At 29.5% G+C, this 19,329-nt stretch carries 18 protein-coding genes and 1 CRISPR repeat array; of the genes, 9 read left to right on the plus strand and 9 right to left on the minus strand.

Annotation, left to right across the window (positions count from 1 at the left end; genetic code table 11):
• The first annotated feature begins 3 nt into the window (after positions 1-3).
• On the plus strand, positions 4-867 hold the full coding sequence (locus tag MMARC5_RS03845; protein ID WP_011868526.1) for a tyrosine-type recombinase/integrase: 864 nt from the start codon (positions 4-6) through the stop codon (positions 865-867).
• Here the strand turns inward: MMARC5_RS03845 and MMARC5_RS03850 are convergent, their stop codons facing one another.
• A complete protein-coding gene (locus MMARC5_RS03850) occupies positions 868-1,836 on the minus strand; it encodes a winged helix-turn-helix transcriptional regulator (RefSeq protein ID WP_011868527.1) in 969 nt (322 codons plus the stop codon). It lies immediately after the preceding gene.
• Positions 1,837-2,056: 220 nt separating this feature from the next.
• Here MMARC5_RS03850 and MMARC5_RS03855 point away from each other — a divergent pair, with 220 nt between their 5' ends.
• The 3 genes from MMARC5_RS03855 to MMARC5_RS03865 are packed head-to-tail and all read left to right on the plus strand — an operon-like array spanning position 2,057 to position 3,980.
• Entirely contained in the window at positions 2,057-2,338 is a 282-nt protein-coding gene (locus MMARC5_RS03855) for a hypothetical protein (RefSeq protein WP_011868528.1), read from the plus strand.
• A complete protein-coding gene (locus MMARC5_RS03860) occupies positions 2,335-2,751 on the plus strand; it encodes a hypothetical protein (RefSeq protein ID WP_011868529.1) in 417 nt (138 codons plus the stop codon). The genes MMARC5_RS03855 and MMARC5_RS03860 overlap by 4 nt, the downstream gene beginning before the upstream one ends.
• A complete protein-coding gene (locus tag MMARC5_RS03865; RefSeq protein ID WP_011868530.1) occupies positions 2,748-3,980 on the plus strand; it encodes a hypothetical protein in 1,233 nt (410 codons plus the stop codon). Before MMARC5_RS03860 ends, MMARC5_RS03865 begins: the two co-directional genes overlap by 4 nt.
• 38 nt (positions 3,981-4,018) lie before the next feature.
• Here MMARC5_RS03865 and MMARC5_RS03870 read toward each other — a convergent pair whose 3' ends face one another.
• From MMARC5_RS03870 to MMARC5_RS03890, 5 genes are read right to left on the minus strand one after another with little or no spacing between them, the layout of a single operon-like run.
• The gene (locus MMARC5_RS03870) at positions 4,019-4,675 is read right to left on the minus strand and encodes a CRISPR-associated endonuclease Cas6 (RefSeq protein ID WP_011868531.1); all 657 of its coding nucleotides are present in this window, start codon (positions 4,673-4,675) and stop codon (positions 4,019-4,021) included.
• Positions 4,676-4,684: 9 nt separating this feature from the next.
• Complete coding sequence (locus MMARC5_RS03875) at positions 4,685-7,147, minus strand: CRISPR-associated helicase/endonuclease Cas3 (RefSeq protein ID WP_011868532.1); 2,463 nt, start codon at positions 7,145-7,147, stop codon at positions 4,685-4,687.
• A 7-nt stretch (positions 7,148-7,154) separates the two neighbouring features.
• On the minus strand, positions 7,155-7,856 hold the full coding sequence (gene cas5, locus MMARC5_RS09480) for a CRISPR-associated protein Cas5 (protein ID WP_011868533.1): 702 nt from the start codon (positions 7,854-7,856) through the stop codon (positions 7,155-7,157).
• A 10-nt stretch (positions 7,857-7,866) separates the two neighbouring features.
• Entirely contained in the window at positions 7,867-8,745 is an 879-nt protein-coding gene (gene cas7b, locus MMARC5_RS03885) for a type I-B CRISPR-associated protein Cas7/Csh2 (RefSeq protein WP_011868534.1), read from the minus strand.
• Positions 8,738-10,690, minus strand: coding sequence for a TM1802 family CRISPR-associated protein (locus MMARC5_RS03890; RefSeq protein WP_011868535.1), 1,953 nt, complete (start codon positions 10,688-10,690; stop codon positions 8,738-8,740). The genes cas7b and MMARC5_RS03890 overlap by 8 nt, the downstream gene beginning before the upstream one ends.
• A gap of 44 nt (positions 10,691-10,734) precedes the next feature.
• Here MMARC5_RS03890 and cas1 point away from each other — a divergent pair, with 44 nt between their 5' ends.
• The 5 genes from cas1 (at position 10,735) to MMARC5_RS03915 (ending at position 15,851) form a co-directional block, all read left to right on the plus strand.
• Positions 10,735-11,763 (plus strand): CRISPR-associated endonuclease Cas1, encoded by a 1,029-nt coding sequence (gene cas1 / locus MMARC5_RS03895; RefSeq protein ID WP_011868536.1) that lies wholly within the window; start codon positions 10,735-10,737, stop codon positions 11,761-11,763.
• 4 nt (positions 11,764-11,767) lie between these two features.
• Entirely contained in the window at positions 11,768-12,058 is a 291-nt protein-coding gene (gene cas2 / locus MMARC5_RS03900; protein WP_011868537.1) for a CRISPR-associated endonuclease Cas2, read from the plus strand.
• Positions 12,033-12,653 carry a CRISPR-associated protein Cas4 gene (gene cas4 / locus MMARC5_RS03905; RefSeq protein WP_011868538.1) on the plus strand — a complete coding sequence of 207 codons (621 nt, stop codon included), beginning with the start codon at positions 12,033-12,035 and terminating at the stop codon, positions 12,651-12,653. Before cas2 ends, cas4 begins: the two co-directional genes overlap by 26 nt.
• A 352-nt stretch (positions 12,654-13,005) precedes the next feature.
• A CRISPR array of direct repeats spans positions 13,006-15,033; the repeat unit is 37 nt; unit sequence CTAAAAGAATAACTTGCAAAATAACAAGCATTGAAAC.
• 270 nt (positions 15,034-15,303) lie between these two features.
• Positions 15,304-15,552, plus strand: a complete 249-nt coding sequence (locus tag MMARC5_RS03910; protein WP_011868539.1) for a DUF2683 family protein — start codon at positions 15,304-15,306, stop codon at positions 15,550-15,552.
• Complete coding sequence (locus MMARC5_RS03915; RefSeq protein ID WP_011868540.1) at positions 15,549-15,851, plus strand: type II toxin-antitoxin system mRNA interferase toxin, RelE/StbE family; 303 nt, start codon at positions 15,549-15,551, stop codon at positions 15,849-15,851. The genes MMARC5_RS03910 and MMARC5_RS03915 overlap by 4 nt, the downstream gene beginning before the upstream one ends.
• A 749-nt stretch (positions 15,852-16,600) precedes the next feature.
• Here MMARC5_RS03915 and MMARC5_RS03920 read toward each other — a convergent pair.
• From MMARC5_RS03920 to MMARC5_RS03930, 3 genes are all read right to left on the minus strand, one after another.
• Complete coding sequence (locus MMARC5_RS03920) at positions 16,601-17,665, minus strand: SNIPE associated domain-containing protein (RefSeq protein WP_011868541.1); 1,065 nt, start codon at positions 17,663-17,665, stop codon at positions 16,601-16,603.
• 139 nt (positions 17,666-17,804) lie between these two features.
• Complete coding sequence (locus MMARC5_RS03925) at positions 17,805-18,164, minus strand: hypothetical protein (protein WP_011868542.1); 360 nt, start codon at positions 18,162-18,164, stop codon at positions 17,805-17,807.
• 151 nt (positions 18,165-18,315) lie between these two features.
• Positions 18,316-18,789 carry a hypothetical protein gene (locus MMARC5_RS03930; protein ID WP_011868543.1) on the minus strand — a complete coding sequence of 158 codons (474 nt, stop codon included), beginning with the start codon at positions 18,787-18,789 and terminating at the stop codon, positions 18,316-18,318.
• Positions 18,790-19,329 lie beyond the last annotated feature (540 nt).

A 19,329-nucleotide genomic window follows, 5' to 3' on the forward strand; every position in this document is an offset into this window, starting at 1 on the left:
TTTATGGATTACCTATCAAAAGAACTCGTTAAAAAGTATCTTGAGTTTCATACGAGCCTCAGTAAAGACAGCTTAAAGTATTACAAAGCAGGGTTAAATGCGTTCATGAAATACTTTCCAGATGAAAACAAATCTTGGGAAAACTTGACAGTAGAAGATGCAATATTCTTTTACAGATCATACAACGTATCCAAAAATACAAAGATCCGAAGACTAAACGACGTTAACAGATTTTACAACTGGGCAATGAAACAAAAGTACTTGGTTGAAAATCCAATTGAAACATTTGTAACTACATTAAGACCTGAAAAAAAGGAAAGGGCATATTTAACAGAAAAACAGTTTAAAATACTGCTTTCAAATGTTAAAGATTTTAATTACTACACATACACTCTTTTCCTTTTAAAAACGGGAGTTAGAATTTCGGAATTTGTAAATTTGAAAGTAAAACAAGTAGATTTTGAAAACGGGATAATATTCATTCACGCAGGAAAAGGGGCAAAGGACAGGTACGTCTTTATGGATGTTGAACTTGCATCAAGGCTTGAATACTATCTTGAAATGAGGATATTAACTAATCTATCATGTAACAACTTCTTCGTAAATAAACACGGGCGAAAACTTGCAGAAGATCAGATTACAAAATATACGGATTATTTAAATGAAGTAATGGATGGAAGTATTTCATTTAGAATAACTCCACATATATTGAGACATACGTTTGCAACTGCAATGCTCGAAAAAGGAATGGACTTAAAATCGCTTTCTTTGATTTTGGGGCATGAAGATATCAAAACAACTTCCCAATATCTTCACAAAAATAAAGAAGCACTGCAAAAAGAGTATTTAAAAGCAATGGCTCGATAATTATTCCTTACTTTTTTCTTTTTTTTTGGCATAGTTTGAATCAAAATGTATTTCGCCGTCTTCAAAACATAATGAACCAATAGATTTTCCTTCTTCGTCTTCGTTTTCATCAGTAATAATTTTTCCAAGTAGTTTGGGAATTCTGTCAGAAGATACTGAATAAAGTTCGTCTGTTTTTTCGTCTGCATAGTAATGAATTATATGGCCTGGAATTGAATGTGTTCCAAGATATATCATATCTAAAATATACTCTTTCATTATATTGAATACGTCCTCTTTGGTTTTAACTTCCCATTTTTTGATTTCTCCTAAGGTGGGAAAAAATGTTTTAACTTCCCATACGGGAATTAAGAAAAAACGTTCAAAAGTATCTTCAGTTACTCCATAACCTGAAAATATGTAAACAGGATTTCCTTTTGAAAGATCTTTCCTGTTAATTATCTGATTCCTTACATCCTCTTCAGAATCTGGATTCATCATAATATCTAAAATTCCAATTTCCTGATTATCCCCTTTCCCATCGATATATCTGGCAGGTTCTATTCTTATCACAATTTGACCCAAAATATCGTTTTTCATAGTAAATTGTGGTTTTACAAATGCAATTTTTGCTCTTCTATCCAATTCAATTTCTTTAATTTCGCTAAATATACCATCAGTAAAAAATTTTTCAAATGCTTCTTTTTCCAAAATACAGCTGGACTGTATTCTTATAAATTCTTTGTATGGTTTAATCAATTCCCATGCGTTTTGAGTTCCTTCATAGTATACCTTTACTCTATTACCCTCTTTTTTTTCATACCGATTTACTAAACGGTATTTTACAAATTCAGATAATATCGCACTTAGATTAGCCTGATTTATTCCAATGCCATTTTTTAATTCATTGAAATAGCATCCTCCGTCTGTATAGGATACCTCTTCTAGTATTCTAAAAGCATTTTTCTTAGATAGTAATTTAAAAATCATTTTTCCACCAGTTCACTAAATTCTCACCAATACAATAGTATTCTCGATAATATATATAGTTATATTATTGATACTAGTTAAAAACCATAACCTTTATATATATGCCTCAGACATAGGAAAATTACAGGTTGATAAACATAACTAGTTAAAATTTTCTTATTAGATTTACAATAATAACTAGTTAAGATATTCGTAACCAATCTGTAAAAAATAAACCAAGGTGGTTAAAGGCGAAGGAATTTATAAAGACGTCAAAAAGTCTCTGGCGTTTAAAGAATACGAAATCATTGATTTTTTAGGATCAGAAACCTATAAATTAAAAGTTTTGAAGCCAAACTCCGAGTTTTTGGGATATGAAGATGTTAAATTGAATAAATTCGTTTTAAAAGACGAAAAAGGTTACTATTCAATAGTTACCAAACGAAAAGATCTGGAAATTAACAAAAAAGTTAAAATTCGCTATATTTACGGCGATTTTGAAATTTTGGAGGTGGGAATGTGATTAAACTTGATTTATCCAAATTCAAAGAACCGGAATCCTTTGCAATATCTCAGGGGTACGTACAGTTAATTCCTGGGCAGGATACTGAAATTACTGGAACCGATTCTGAGGGAAAGCCAGTATACAACAACAAATTCAACATGGAAAAAAGAGGTCGTGTAAGAATTGTAAGCAGTTACTATGCCAAAGGAAGAGATCCTAAAACTGCAACAATTACAATGCTCGATTTAAAGATGATCGGGGATTTTTATGAAAAGAATAAAGATGCCATATCGCACTATGCAAGCCTCGATGCAATATTCAAGCTCGTTGAAATGAAAAAATTCAATGCATCCCCTGAAACAATTAAAATGTATGCAAAAGACCTAGGGATTTCTGAAAAAATTTTGAATGAAAAGGTTTTTGACAGGTGATCAAATTAATACACGATTTGAGCCATATAAAATCTGAAAAATTCGATAACCACAAATTTATCTCAAAAAGAAGAATTTTGATAGATAAAGTCTTCTGTTCAGTTTATTCAACTTCTTTATTTGTAAACCTTGAAAGAAAGTTTCGAGACGATGTAAGGGATAAATACATCTCTTACGTTGATAAAATTCAAGATTTCAAAGGACATACGCAAGGGTTAAAGTTTCCGCTTGAAATAAATGGGGACAAAGAAATCGCTTGGATTAACATATCCCTAAGAGAACCCCACGTTGCAAAAGTGTATTTTAATGTTATAAGACTGTACCAAAAAGAAAAAAATATTCCGATTCCAACTTACGGCTACAACGATACTAACTTCCTCCCCCTCGAATATAATGATACTAAAGCCCTGCTTATGGAGTTCATTGAACTCTATTTGAAAACAGTTTTGGAAATAAAGGAAATATATGCAGACTACTTGTTACAGCTATTTGGTATTGACATTAAAAACTATTGGAAAGGTCTCGAAAAGAAAGAAATCAAAGATCTTGTTGAGGTTTCACCGTTTCAAATTGAAATCCCTTGTGAATATTTGGGATGTGAAGACGAACAGTTTGACTGGATGGATGATGAAATAAAATGCAGTACTGTGGAAAAATTTGGAGATCTTTCTGGAACTACTTACTATAATAAAAACAGGAAAGATTTAAAAGCAACGTTCAAACGATATCAAAAGGCTCCCGGAATAAACCGGCATGAAATAACCCTTCAAGAAAACTGGGCGCGCGACTGCATGAATTCTGATTCTGAAAATATCTATCAAAATATAATAACTTCTGTTCACAAAGCCCATAGACTCTGGGGTCTTGACTTTGAGGGAGTAAAACCAAGGCCTATAAATGGCAATGTTCTGATTTCGCAGTTTTCAATGGGTTTTGGACTCTCAAATGACGAAATAAAAACCATGATCTATGGAAATGTTGGGGAAATTACCTCAAACCGTGAAAATCAAGGAATTATTAGAAAATTACGAAATAAAGGAATGATTCGAAAACTGGAAAAAGATGAAGGTGGGAAAAAGGGAGTTTACGTCTGGACTGAAATGGTAAAACTTCTTAGAATGTCTTTAAACCAGTATTTCTTATGTCCTGAATGTTTAACAAGAATGCAGTACGATTACGAAAATTACTGTCACTACTGTCCCGCATGCAAAAAAGTAATTAGATATTAACTTTTTTTATTTTTTTATGGATTTAAAAAGACGTAAACTTAAACTTTTACTACAGTTCCAAATCCCCTTGAAACATTTCTTCCAATTCCCAAATACTGTGGAATATCAAAATTAATATAAAATTCACCCCTAAAACCAACCATATTCTGATTTTTGAATTTCACGGGCACTTCTTTGAGATTTATCTTAACTTTTAATTTTTCTTCGATAGTATAACCCAAAGATTTTGACATTGAAAGAATATTTCCAATTAGTACTCTTTTTAAAAATTCTTCACGATCTATTTCGTCTGAATTTTTGTAAATTTCTGAATTTTTAGCATTTAATGCCATCCACGGGGTTTTGAATTGATACTTCAAAATTTTGTCGGTGGTGCCAAAATGATCCATATCCTTATGTACGTTTACTTCAGTTATATCATTGGTATCATTTGAAATAATTAATTCTTTTTCAAAAAATATTCTTTTGCTTTCCAAAAAATTAATCCCTAAACTACCGATTCCAATAATTAATGGACTTCTGTCGATAATTTTAAACTGAATTTGGGGATATTTATAAACAAAAGCATTATCACGATGATTATGGACTATTTCTTCATCAATATACTTTTTTGCAAAATAACCACGCAATTTTGAACCATCCCTCATATTCAACAGTATATTGGGATATGAAATATGCATGTATTCTAAATCCATTTTTAACCCCTAACTAAACAATGTTTTATGTTTTATTTCACAATTATCTAATGCTATGACCCCAATGTTTTCATCATATATTTTGTTGTAATCTTCGCTGAGAATGTAGTTTAAACCATTAAATTCATGAGTGAAGTCAGAATATTTATTTAATATATTTTCATAGATTGAAACCCTATTTTCGTTTAATTCTTTCTTTAAAATTTCATATTTTTCACTTAATTTACCAAATTCCATTTTATTTTCCCCATATATTTCAGTTATCTGAATCATTGCTTCATGGGTTTTTATAAGTTCTTTTATTTTTAAATCCGAAGTTTCGTCTGGTGATATTATTACATCAAACTTTTTATGGTCAGTTATAACCTTGAACATATTTACAGGCAATATTTTATTTTTATTATATTCTTTCATTTCATAAATTAAATTATAAATACTATTTAATAGAAGATTGCTTTTTCCAGATAGCATATATTTTCCATAATACTGATTAGACAGCCCCCAATAATCTTTACTCATATATTTATCATTTTCAAGTAATTCCCGGGTTATCTGTATTGATTTGGGATCATATATACTAGATCCGATTCTCCCATTTTCACCAACGTAATTAAATAAATACATCTTTCCAATATCGTATTCATTGCTTCTGTTTACCCGTCCGGATGTTTGAATTATTGAATCCAATGGTGCAACATCCCTAAATCCATATTGAAAACTTAAATCTACGCCTGCTTCAATTAGTTGGGTCGAAACTAAAATAATTTTTTCATTACCTTTTAACATTTTGTTTATTTTTTTTATGCGATTTTTCCTATCCTTTGGAGTTATATTGGTAGTTAAGGATAATACTGAATATTCTGAAAATTTTTCATTTTTTCGTATTAATTCATAAAGTTTAATTGCCACATTTATTTTGTTACATACCACAATTGCAGAATTCCCAAAAAATAGTTTTTCAAAAGAGTCTAAAAACTGTTTTTCGTCAATTGGAGTTAATCCGTTTATTTTGTACAGTTCTACACGATCAAATTCATTATTGGTAAAATAACGAGTATTTACAAGATTTACTGAATCTTCGCATGCCAAATTTGGTTGTGTTGCAGTTAAAAAAATAATGGTCGTTTTAAATCGTTTTGAAAGTATTTCAAATACCATTTTTATTAATTTATAATATTCTGCGGGCATTGTCTGAATTTCATCCAAAATAACTATCGAATTGATAATATTATGAAATTTTTTAAGTCTTGAATTTTTATTACTAAATATACTCTCGAAAAATTGAACAAATGTTGTGATAATATTTGCGCTTTCCCATGATTCCAATAATAATTTTTGGTCCATATATGTAATGTTTATATCGCTGTCCTGCGTTAAATTGCAATCTTCTTCATTATCTAGTCCTTTAATAAGTAATGGAGTTAAATAATGGTGTTTTAGTAAATATTTAGTTGGTTTTTTGGAATATTCTTCCCCAATAAAGTACTTAAATATATTTTCCATTTCCCCATGTGTCTGGTCAATTATACTGCTATATGGAAGACAATATATTATTCGGTTACTTTTAGGGTTTAACGATTTAATCTTATTTGCTAGGCCCAAAACTGTTAGTGTTTTTCCGATACCTGTTGGCGCATTTACTGAATACATATAACATTTATTAGAAATCATTGGATTTTCAACTACATCCTGATAAAACTGATCCCTTAATAAATTCATATTATTCTTTACAAATTTTTCAGCCATTTCCTGTTTCAAATTATTAATATATTCTTTGATATCATAATATGATTCCACATTGTCTGTAAAATATTCATTGGATAAATTAGCAGCTTCTTTTTTATCAGAATCTACCAGAACAGAGTATAATAAATTGCACGTTAAAAAACGTTCTATCGCATCACTTGATTCTAACTCTTCATCCAACATATCTTCCATATCATCAATAAATGATTCAAAATCTTCAATGGTTATTTCCATATTCAAAAAAACTTTTTCGAGATCTATTTGATATTCCAAAAGCAATGTTTCATAAATTTTAAACACTTCTTCTTTTCTGGAAAGAATATCTTTGTACTGCACTTTGAGATCTTTTTCTAACCTTGAAGATATACTTTCCAGTGGACATTTTATGTTCCCGTGATGATTTTTTATAGCAATGTATGAAATTATTGAAAAATCTTCATTATGGACATATTCTTTTAACAGGTGGTAACCGAAAATAGATGAAATTAGACCATGATGTGAATATTCTGAATTTTTATTTTCATTTAATTTACTCTGAAAAAAACTAGTGGATTTTCCAAAATCATGGGCTATACCTATCAAATACCCTAACTTCGGCAATAATTCCTTATCTATTAATTTAAGATCCAAATCTTTTTTAACTAAAATATTCTCTATATTCTTTCCCACATTAAAAAGATGGTCTTTTAATAACTTTTTTTCGTGAGACATTATTAAATTTTGCATAATTAACCTATTCTAAAAAGCATATATTTTTGTTAGAAATTCCAAAAACTTCCTTAAATTTGCCAGAAATTGGTTTTCCAGACTTTTCGTATATTATTTCAGATTTATTACTACTTTCTCGAGATCCATTAAAGTCTATTGGCATTCTTTCGCGTAAAAGCTGTTTTTCTTTTTCAAAATTGATGTCTATAATATTGTTTTCAGATATACACGTTGATACTAAACCATCAAAGTCATTTTTTCTAACGATTTCTGCCCCTACATATTCTTTATGAAATTTTGCAAAAGCCCTGAATTGCCTTTGTCCGAAATATAGCCCATAGCCCCAATTTTCATCAATTAAACGCTTTTTAAACAATTCATACTTTTCTTGATCAGTTGAATAAAAATATACCATATATCTTACATTATGATTTACAGGCATTACTATTTCAACACTTGTTGGAGAAGTTCCATTTTTTCCAATATAATTTGTATTGTACATTCCTTTTCGACTTTCTGATAATATCTGAATTCCAAATCCCGCATTATCTTTTGAAAGCCAGTTATAATAAGAATCCCTCTTCTCTTCAAGTACTGACGCAACAATTCCCATAAGCACGGTTCTCGGAGGTACTGAATAGGTAAGTGACGAAGCATTTGAATAGAACTTTTTGAAATGTGCAAATTTCCCATAAAGTTCAAATTCAAGTATTTTATCAACATCCATTTTTGAAACCTCAGATGACTAATTTAGTAATTTTAACATTTTTATTGTACGTATTCTCATCAGTTAAGGTTTCAAATTCGGGCACACTCAAATTTTCATGTTTCCAACATATAATTTCAGAAATTTTTTCAGTATTCTTTTTTAAATATCCAATAAGATTGGAAATGTTTAATTCCACATCTAAAACATTGTTTAGATTTTTCTTATTTTTCAATGAAATATACTCCCTTAAATCGTCAAGGTATGATTTTTCGTCTTTTAAACATACCCTAATATACAATCGTGGTGTTTGACCAATTTTTGACCGGGTTCTACAAAGCGGTATTGAATTTAAAATTGCTTCGTCAAGCAATACAATATCTTTTTCTGACAACGTAGATGTTTTTGCAGCATTTCCATTGATTGCACCGTTAAACGCAATTACAGAATATTTTACTCGATAATCCTTACCAACACCCGTTCCCGAACTAAAACTTGAGGTTATTGTTGTAGATTCTTGTAATTCCACTTCGTTCAGAGAATAACCCCAATTAAATTGAACTGGGCCAGATATGTGGGAATTAGACCCTTCTTCTGCAAATACTGCTCCAAAAAGCCTTACATCTATCAAATCAGTGTGTTGTTTCTTATTTGAATCTAGTTGCTTAGCTCGATCTTTCGAATCTTTTGCATTTTCAGTTATGAAAATTTCTTCCCCGAGATATTTTTCAAAATAGTCTCTTATGTATCGTTTAAGCCTTACATCACTTACAAGATTTGTATTTGTATCCCAATCCATTCTGGGCTTGTTCTGATTATCCATGTCCCCATTTGGGTTTGTTTTTTCTGCATCATATATAAATAAAATTTCTGAATTTGTGATTATATTACTTACATCTTTGTTACTCATTATTCCCACCTTTTTTTTCCATATAATATTTATGACCTAAATATCTTCCAAATGAAACTCCTGAAAGGACATAAAATACGATTTCATCCCCTTTTAATTCGGAATTATCTATTCCCTGTAGTCTATCTACCATCTGCGAATAAACCCCATTATTTTCAGAGTATATTTTGTAAATTGACAAATATTCTGTAACATCTAAAATAAGTCTGTGAACCCTTTTTGAAGGAATTCCATCAAAATTTATTTTATTCATAAAATTGCCGGATTTATCATTTTGTTCCAGCAATATTTTATTTATCAAATACCCCAATAAAAAAAGACCCTGTCGATAGGTGTTATTGGAGTATATGTCTTCATGTATTCTAAAAAATTCCAAAATATCTTTATCCTCAATTGGAATTGCTGACGTATCAACCATGTTATCAAAACCCCCTGTAAATCCCGAAATTTTGTTGAACCATGTTAATAAGATATTCATTTGAATGTGTCGCTCTCGGAGTCTACGATCGTTGTTATATTCAGTATTGAAATAATATTTTTTAAAAATGTAATTAAAATTTCTAAGAATTTTATCATAGTTTATTGCCCTTCCGTTAATCATGCTTGAAAATAATGATAAAAACTCTTTTTGATATAATTTTGAATCTACTTTTGTGTGGGATAGTTTATTTGGAAACAAAAGTACGTACACGTGGTTAAATACTACTTCAATTAATTTTGAATACAATTCTTCGTTAGTTAATCTTTTTAGTTCATCGAAAATAAATTCCATTCTTGAATAGGAAACATCAGTAATATTTTCAAGAACCGTGAATTTTGCTTTATCCTGGGTATAAAATAGATAATCCAAAACAAAATCTTCGTTTTTATATTCTACACGTTTTATATCCCTTATCTCATTAAATTTACCATTTACTGACGACGAAGTACCCTGTAATTTATCATTAATTTTTTTACAGACTTTTTTAAAATTTGGATCCGAATAATTATTTTTAGGAATAATATAATAAGAAATACCTTTTGCAACCTGACCCCCAAAATTCTTTTGAATTTCAGAAATTCCGATTCTCAGTTCTTCGAAACAGTTTTTGCATATTGAAAATGATTTATGCTTATTTTTTTCAGTTAGATTTTCAAAAAAATATTTATTATCAGTTATATAAAACGAAAGTGGAATATCTATTTTACCAGTAATGTCTGATTCAGTTCCGCAAATTCCGCAAATTCCTTTCTTAAGTTCGGCCTTATCAAAATACCGCTCTTTTAAAGTGTAATCAACAATATTTACATAATCCTCTTTAAATCCCGTTTCTAAAATTGATTTGCCATCTATTTTTAAACTGTAAATATTTACATAGGTTTTTAATTCCGATTTTTTACTGGATTTAAGGTCAGGATAATTTTCAGTTTGTACTTTTTTGCAGTATTCTTCAATGTCCTTAATAGAGACTTGTTCTTTCCCGATTTCCAATTTTATATTGTTCTGAAGTTTTTCAAAATCCAATCCACAATATTTTTTTTCCTTACCTTTATCTATCCGGATTTTTTCTGTGCAAAATGTATCTTTAATGTTCAAAAGGTATTTTTTAAATTCATCATATTCTTTAGACTTTTTAAAGTCTTTTTCTATCTTTTCGATCATTTGGGGTACGGTAATATCGAGGTATCTTAATTGATTGGTTGTAAAGTATATTTTTTTAGGATTACCCTTTACAGGAATTTCAAAACCCATAAAGTCAAATCTATTTTCTTCGGATAACTCTTTTCCAAGTTTAATCTCAATTTCATTTGTAGAGGTATTTAAATTCAAAATTATCTCATAAAAAGTTTTTTCAGGTATTGTTTTTGGAACTATCGTCTGAAATTTTAAAAATTCCAATTTCCGATCTGCAGGAGAAAGACCGTTTAGCTTTTCCGCCCCTAACTTTCTAAAACTGGTAATCAAATTTTACACCCCAATTATATCCCCTTTAAAAATAAACTATATTATTGAGTGTTAACAGATATAATGTTATCGGTTTTAATCGGGGGGATATCATAAAATTAATTATCAACACTCCTGGAACATACATTTCAAAATCAGGAACTCGTTTTAAATTAAAAAATGGAGAAAATGTACAGGAAATTCCTGCAAAAAAAGTAGAACAGATTTTAATTACCTGCCCTTCATCAATATCAACTGAGGCCATATCGCTAGCAGTTGAAGAAAATATTGATTTAGTACTCTTAAAAATGAATGGAAAACCAATTGGAAGATTTTGGCATTCAAAACATGGCAGTATCTCAACAATTAGAAAAAAGCAGCTCTTACTTTCGGAAAATGAACTTGGGATAACTTTTGTTAAAGAATGGATTTCTAAAAAGATGGAAAACCAGATTGATTTTTTAAAAATGCTTTCCATGAATCGTAGAGACGAAAGAAGGGAGTTACTTAAAGAAAATGTCTTAAAAATTGACGAAGAAATAAAAAAATTAGATAATGTTACATTTAATCAAAATATTGATGAAATAAGAAATACAGTTCAGGGTTACGAAGGTTATGCAAGTAGGGTTTATTTTGAAATGATTTCAAAAAGTTTACCTGAAAAATACCAATTTAACGGAAGAAGCAGGAATCCTGCAAAAGATTATTTTAACTGTATGCTAAACTACGGCTACGGAATACTTTATTCTCAAATTGAACGCTCCTGCATAATTGCAGGACTTGACCCATATATCGGAATTTTACACGTTGATAACTACAATAGAAAAGCATTTACTTTCGATTTAATTGAAAAATACAGAATATACGTTGATAAAACCATTTTTAAAATGTTTTCGACTAAAAAAATTAGAGATGATTTTTTTGAAGAAATTGAAGGTGGGTTTTTCCTAGCAAAAGATGGAAAACAGGCATTAATTTCTGAATACAACCTATTAATGGAAAGTACCGAAAAATACCGTGGAAAAAATATGGAAGTTCAAAATATAATCCAGTCAGATTGTCACAACATCGCAAACAGGATTTTAAACTGGTGAAATAATGCTGTTATGGGTTATTTATGATATTTCAAACGATAAAATAAGAAGTAAGGTTTCAAAAACGTGTTTAAACTATGGATTATACCGGGTTCAGAAAAGCGTCTTTTTAGGTGAAGTTGAAAGTAATTCATTAGATGAATTAAAGATTCTTTTGGAAGATACTATTGATATGGACATTGATTCAGTTTACGTATTTCCGATGAGTAAAGACGAACTAAATAAAGCAGGATTAATTGGTCAAGCATTTGATAAAGAGTTGTTGTCTGATGAAATCGTCTCAAAATTCTTTTAACGAGTTTAATGAAAATGAATATTACATAACTCCTTCAGAAATGCTTGAATTCCTGTATTGCAAGAGGTTTATCTACTTCATGAATTATTTGGGGATAGAACAACATCAAGAAAAGAGATATAAGGTAATGAAGGGTAGAACCATTCACGAAAAAAAGGAAATAGAAAATGCGAACTATTTGCGTAAAAAAATAAATGTGATTGACAAAAAAATAAACGTTTCGATGGTTTCAAAAGTTTATGGGATTAAAGGAATTGTTGACGAAGTTTTAACTCTTTCAGACGGCACTATGGCACCACTTGATTACAAATTTGCTGAATACAAGGGTAAAATTTACGAAACCTACAAAATGCAGACTATAATGTATTCTTTAATGATATCCGAGACTTTTGAAAAGGAAGTTAAACATGGATTTATATTATACTGCCGTGGAAAAAACGTTTTAAAAGAAATAAATATGACTGAAAAAGATGTCAATAAATTAAGTGAATATTTAGACGAATTCAAGAAAATATTAACGGGATATTATCCAAAACCAACGTCATATAAACAAAGATGTATTGATTGTTGTTATAGAAATATTTGCGTAAAATAATTGTTTCTTGAAAATTATCCTGCGTTTTCCAAACGTATTTCATTTATTTAAAAAATCAAAATAAGATTTAAAACGATATATTTTAAAAATACCTGCAAATTTTAAATATTTTTAATCATGGGAAATAAAAATAACTGTAATGCATACCATATCATAAAATAATATATGAATTTTGGTTTAACCAATATTTTCATTTATATAACGTTTAAAATGTAAGCAGGGCATATGAATGATCCATTGAACTAATTTAAACGAGTATTTATTTTTTGTTGATAAAATGAATAAGAAAAGTAAATATAATGGCAGAATCATAAAACTACTTCGTTATTCTAGAGTTTCTATCGTATTATGTCTAAAAGAATAACTTGCAAAATAACAAGCATTGAAACTTCTCCTTCCATCTTGAACAGTGTGAGGTAGCAGGCTAAAAGAATAACTTGCAAAATAACAAGCATTGAAACATTAATCCCATAATACTTTTCTAGGTCTGGGCGGAATCTAAAAGAATAACTTGCAAAATAACAAGCATTGAAACTAAAAAAAGAAAAAAGTTAAAAAAGCTAGAATAACTAAAAGAATAACTTGCAAAATAACAAGCATTGAAACAAAAAACAGATTGAAAAATTAACGGCAAAACAATGAACTAAAAGAATAACTTGCAAAATAACAAGCATTGAAACAAAACGAAAGAAGACTCAACAAGCTAGAAAAACAATCTAAAAGAATAACTTGCAAAATAACAAGCATTGAAACCAATTGCTAAGAGTGCACTAATCGCACTAATAAACTAAAAGAATAACTTGCAAAATAACAAGCATTGAAACATTTTAAGTATGCGATGTACTCGGATTGATAAATTCTAAAAGAATAACTTGCAAAATAACAAGCATTGAAACACGTAGATACGCTTGTTGCTTCAATGGAAAATTCAGAAGGCTAAAAGAATAACTTGCAAAATAACAAGCATTGAAACTTTGTGAATCCCATACAAGGGTTACAGCAGTTACAGCTAAAAGAATAACTTGCAAAATAACAAGCATTGAAACATTTATACGACTAGAAGACCGGCAAAAGTGTATACGGCTAAAAGAATAACTTGCAAAATAACAAGCATTGAAACAAAATAAAGCAACGGTTATAAGTCCGGTTGCGATCTAAAAGAATAACTTGCAAAATAACAAGCATTGAAACAGCGTCTATATAAGCGGAACTATACGCACTTTCCGGTCTAAAAGAATAACTTGCAAAATAACAAGCATTGAAACCGAATGAAACGAGCGAAACAAGTAATAAAAAATCAAGCTAAAAGAATAACTTGCAAAATAACAAGCATTGAAACCAGTAAAAACATTTTGATTTATTATTTTGATCCATTCTAAAAGAATAACTTGCAAAATAACAAGCATTGAAACCAGTAAAAAAAGTTAATGAAGAAATTACACCAAGTACTTCTAAAAGAATAACTTGCAAAATAACAAGCATTGAAACTCGATATAAGCGGAACTATACGCACTTTCCGCTCTTAACTAAAAGAATAACTTGCAAAATAACAAGCATTGAAACTTTTTTTATACGTTTAGTAACAGGGTTAATTCTGTTTACTAAAAGAATAACTTGCAAAATAACAAGCATTGAAACTTTAATTCCCATTCATGGTTTGGATCTGGAATAAATGCTAAAAGAATAACTTGCAAAATAACAAGCATTGAAACTTTTGTTCGTGTCTTTTCTTCTCAATAATTCTTTTAAACTAAAAGAATAACTTGCAAAATAACAAGCATTGAAACTTTTTTTATTGTAATCGGTTATACTGTTGTATTCTGTCTAAAAGAATAACTTGCAAAATAACAAGCATTGAAACACAATTTAGATGTTATAGAGTTTTTAAAACAGAATAAACTAAAAGAATAACTTGCAAAATAACAAGCATTGAAACTACAGAATTTACGTGATTTTAATTATGGTATATATTCTAAAAGAATAACTTGCAAAATAACAAGCATTGAAACTATTGTCGATTTTATTTCGCTTAACTCTGTCGGATTATCTAAAAGAATAACTTGCAAAATAACAAGCATTGAAACTGATGGAGTCAAAAGGTAAGACTGTTAAATTTCCGGCTAAAAGAATAACTTGCAAAATAACAAGCATTGAAACACCTTGAAAATATAACATATGAGCAAAAAATTGAAATCTAAAAGAATAACTTGCAAAATAACAAGCATTGAAACCCACCGGCGGAGGGCTCTAAAACGAGGGTACTCGAATACTAAAAGAATAACTTGCAAAATAACAAGCATTGAAACCTGATGAAACGAGCGAAACAAACAATAAAAAATCAAGCTAAAAGAATAACTTGCAAAATAACAAGCATTGAAACCGGGGCAAAGAGCAAGTTTAATTTCTAAAACTCTTTTATCTTCTTCGATAGTTCATGTTTTAAAAAAGCAGGGCAGGGATAACGATTATAAAATATACAGACAGATTAACAAAGATGTTGAGCAAAAAATAAGAGAATTTACCAATCAATACTGCATAGCAATTATTAAACAGGGAATTCTACTTGAATTTTTTAATGATCTGCAAGTTTTATATAATCTGATGATATATTGTATATCATACTGATATAATCTATATCATGGTGATACATATGGTTCATGTTCAAGTTGATTTAAGCGATGATTCAAACAGGATTATTGAGATATTCAAGGCTCAACATTCAATCCCTAAAAAATCTATCGCAATAGATATGTTTATTTCACAATTTGCGAGTTATGGTAAAGAAGCTTTAGAATATAACCCCGCATTTGTAAAAGAAACAATAGAACATAGTAAAGGTAAGGATTTTATAGATATAACGGATAAAAAATCCAGAAGAAAACATTTGGGATTAGAATGAGTGATATGAAATTAGCAATTCGTGATAAACGGGTTCAGAAAAAACTCCAAAAAATTTTTAAAAAAGATAAAGTTCATGCAGATGCTATTGACTCTGCATTTGATAAAATTCTTGAATATCCTAATCGCGGTATTCCAATGACTGGTGAACTCGCCGGTTTTAGGCATTTGCATGTTTATGATTCTTTTGTTATACTTTATTTCGTTGATGAAGTTGAAAAAATAATATATATCGACAACTACGGCCACCATGATGAAATGTATTCATGGAACGACAAGATGAAAAAATCAAAAAAATAACCTAAAAGAATAACTTGCAAAATAACAAGCATTACAATATGATAAAATCTAAGCAGTTAAAATTCATTGTCTACGATCAATCTGATCCAACCCTTTTATATCCTATCTGACCAACGACCACATGAATCCATAAGAATTTCATCGCTTAGGATATTTTCGAGCGAAGCGTCCCGAAAGGGCGAAAATTCCATATGCGGTGAAATTCGACCTCTTTTAGTGTTTAGGATATAATATCCTAAAAAATAATTCATACCGCCCTAGGCACAAAATGTGCGAAAGCACCTGCTAAACCGTAGCACGGCACCATCGGTGTCGGGCGTGTACATTTTTAAAATTTTAAAAAAACTAACCCTGCGCGTTAGCGCTATTAATTATACAAAAAAGTTGTAGCAAGAAAAATGCAACGAGATTAAATCCTGCCGTTTTAATTCTTTAATAATTATAAAAGAGCCAAATTATAGATATTTTTTAAGAAACTTCTTAAAAGTTTTGAAATTTTAATTTAACGATATACATCGGGTTTGATGTTAAAAGAACCGCAAAATTTATATATTACTGTCATCATACAACGATGGCAAACTCAAAATTCACCATATGCTACCGTGGTTACCACTTTGATGTAAAGTTAGTATGGTGTTAATATTTATATAATTAATCTCGAGTTTAAAAAATTTAAAATGGAAAAAATGACGAAACATTTGAATTTTTAGAAAATAGGCATTTACAAAAATAAAAAAATAATCATGAAATTAAGCTTCTGACTCAAATTTTTCCTTGTTTTGAATTAATTCATTATTCATTGCAAGCGTTTGACGATACTGCTCAGCTTCAGCAATTTTTGTAAATTCAACGACCTTGTTGTGATTTTCATTAACTACTTTTTCAACCTCATGGAGGTTTACCTTAAAGAATTCTTTTTTATTATTGATTTTATTTACCTGTCTTTCTCGGAAATAATTATGAAGTGCAGTTTCGAGTTTTGGTGCATCTTCACTAAACACCATCGCATGAACATCAAATGGGAATGGAACCGAAGCCCCACTAAGTTCCCTTACCCGGTCAAATGGTTCAAGCCGTCGAGTCATTCCAATTTTATATACGTCATCCCCCAATGAACCGATATTTGAAATAATATAAACATATCCTGCCCTAGTATTTTGTTCCCTATTGTATACATCTTCCTTATCTTTTTCGAGAAGTTTAATTTTTTCTTCGAGTTCCTTTAATTTTTCTTCGTATTTCAATTTTTGAGCTTCCGTTGCATTTTCCATTTTTGCCTTTAGTCCTTCAACAGCTTGTTTAAAATGAGTTTCTTCTTTTTCAATTTTGGCTTTCATAGTTTCTATTTCTTTTAAAACCCTTGCTTCTTCCCTCATTTGTTCTCTTATCCGTGCCTGTTCTTCCTGTTCTTCACGTTTTTTCAGTTCATACTCATATGCGAGATACAATTCTTCTAATTTTAAATTAAGATATTGTGGAGCAATGGAAATCCTGTTTCTGTTTCCAAGTTTGTTTAAAATTTCGTAAGAAGTCCTAATTCTTTTTTCACTTGCGTCAATATTGTTATATTTGACTTTGAAAATATTTGCTTCGCATTCATTATTAAAAGAACGGACTATGAGTTTTATGTTATCGTTGGTCATTTTTTGACCTTCTTTTTTACTGCCATTCACGGTCCAGTCGGGATAATAGTTAACAGCTTCTTTAGATTTAACCATTTCTTTTTGCCGAGCTCTTATTAGAGTAATCTGATTTTTATATGACTCAGACGATGCTAAATTGTATCTTGGAGAATAAAATCCAAAAGATTGCATTAAAATTTCTTCTTCAAAACAATTATTTTCTTTTCGAGGTCTTTGATTGTATTCAATATGTCATTTTTTTGTTTTTTTAAATTTTCTATTTCCAAGTCTGCTTTTTTCCGGAATTCCGTTATTTCAGACTCGATTATTGCTATTTGTTCCTTTTTTCCCGTTCCATATTTTTAATATTCATTTTAATTTTAGAAATCTTGTTTTGTTTATCGTATTCCAAATTTTCTAAAAATACGTTCACTTCAGTTTCTTTTTCTTTTTTTAGTTCTTCGAGATTTTCAATTTCTTTTTTTAAATCGAGGTATTTGATCTGTTCGAGATCCGCTTCTTTCTTTTTTAGCTCTCGATTTTCATTTTTTAAGTCTAAAGAGTTTTTATTCAAAAGTTCGTTTTCCTTTGTTAATTTACCAATATTTTGGTTTAAACGTTCGTTTTCTTTTTTTAGTTCTTCAATTTCTTTTTTAAATTTTCCAGTGTTAAATATATCGCCAATTCCCACAAAATCACCAGATTCTAATTATTTTGTATGAATCATAATTTTGTTAAGTAGAATATAAAAAATTGACGGGTTGTTGGCCGAAGAAACGTCTTATAAAATTAGAATTAGTTGAAAGATTCTCGAGTTTAAAAAATTTAAAATGGAAAAAAGATTATAATTCAATTAAATCATATTTCATTGCGGTTTTCAAAAAGATATCATTACTTATTTTAATTATATTAGTATGTGGTACTAGGTATGCTGTAACCATATCCCATCTATTATCTTCCCTGAATTCCTGCCTGAAATCACTTAATCGGTATTTAATATTTCCATCAGTACTTACCCATACTGAAAATTTCAGATAATTTTTAGGAGATAAATCCAAAATTTCATGAGTTTTATACTTTTTTAAAACTGCAACCGTGTTTTTTTCTTCGTAACTTAAATCCATCGATTCTATTTCTTTTTCCATAAGTCGAAAGACCAGCATATTATGTATCGTGAGTTTTGTATATTTGTAAGGATCAATGTCATATCCCTTTTTCTCAAATTCACCATATTTTATAAAATATTTCAGCAACGCCGATGAAATATTTCTCGCGGTTGAATAACATTCTTCAAACCTGTTTGGTTGGTCTTCCATTCTCTATCCCCGTGTCCAAAATTGCCAAATAAATTTAATATTTTTAATCCTTCGGTGAACATTATATTTATTATTTTGGATATTTTAAAATAGCAATATATTATTACAAAAGTAAAATAAATTATCGTATAAGAAAAAATTAAGTGTTTTATTTATATACATTTTTTATTTTAGGGTACATTGTTGTTAAATTATGGCTAATTATTTATACTATAATAAATAATCGTAAAATTGGGTCAGAAGTCTTATCATTTTAGATACAGACTACTGACGAACAGTGTGTATAATTATTAATCATGCTTTGAAAAATTTTAAAATTCATATCTATTATTTTTTCAACCCCTGAACATTTGAGCATGATTCATGATTTTTTCTAAAAATCTTAAATAAGCCCCCCAAATTTCTATTTTTTTTAAGTTGATTTTTAATTTTAAAACCGTTTTTCCAAATGCCATTCCAAAAGCTGAATCTTTATATATTATAGGACAATACTTGGATATTACAGATTTTTTATATTCATTGTTTATTCACTGTTTCATG

The sequence above is a fragment of the Methanococcus maripaludis C5 genome, from assembly GCF_000016125.1.
Classification (GTDB): domain Archaea; phylum AGJL01; class Methanococci; order Methanococcales; family Methanococcaceae; genus Methanococcus; species Methanococcus maripaludis_D.

What these genes read in the sequence shown, in the direction of transcription:
- MMARC5_RS03845 (WP_011868526.1), top strand. Translation starts at nt 4, where the DNA reads ATGGATTACCTATCAAAAGAACTCGTTAAAAAGTATCTTGAGTTTCAT.
- MMARC5_RS03870 (WP_011868531.1), bottom strand. Translation starts at nt 4,675, where the DNA reads ATGGATTTAGAATACATGCATATTTCATATCCCAATATACTGTTGAAT.
- MMARC5_RS03930 (WP_011868543.1), bottom strand. Translation starts at nt 18,789, where the DNA reads ATGGAAGACCAACCAAACAGGTTTGAAGAATGTTATTCAACCGCGAGA.
- MMARC5_RS03920 (WP_011868541.1), bottom strand. Translation starts at nt 17,665, where the DNA reads ATGCAATCTTTTGGATTTTATTCTCCAAGATACAATTTAGCATCGTCT.
- MMARC5_RS03915 (WP_011868540.1), top strand. Translation starts at nt 15,549, where the DNA reads ATGAGTGATATGAAATTAGCAATTCGTGATAAACGGGTTCAGAAAAAA.
- cas2 (WP_011868537.1), top strand. Translation starts at nt 11,768, where the DNA reads ATGCTGTTATGGGTTATTTATGATATTTCAAACGATAAAATAAGAAGT.
- MMARC5_RS03850 (WP_011868527.1), bottom strand. Translation starts at nt 1,836, where the DNA reads ATGATTTTTAAATTACTATCTAAGAAAAATGCTTTTAGAATACTAGAA.
- MMARC5_RS03875 (WP_011868532.1), bottom strand. Translation starts at nt 7,147, where the DNA reads ATGCAAAATTTAATAATGTCTCACGAAAAAAAGTTATTAAAAGACCAT.
- cas4 (WP_011868538.1), top strand. Translation starts at nt 12,033, where the DNA reads ATGAAATCGTCTCAAAATTCTTTTAACGAGTTTAATGAAAATGAATAT.
- MMARC5_RS03910 (WP_011868539.1), top strand. Translation starts at nt 15,304, where the DNA reads ATGGTTCATGTTCAAGTTGATTTAAGCGATGATTCAAACAGGATTATT.
- cas7b (WP_011868534.1), bottom strand. Translation starts at nt 8,745, where the DNA reads ATGAGTAACAAAGATGTAAGTAATATAATCACAAATTCAGAAATTTTA.
- cas5 (WP_011868533.1), bottom strand. Translation starts at nt 7,856, where the DNA reads ATGGATGTTGATAAAATACTTGAATTTGAACTTTATGGGAAATTTGCA.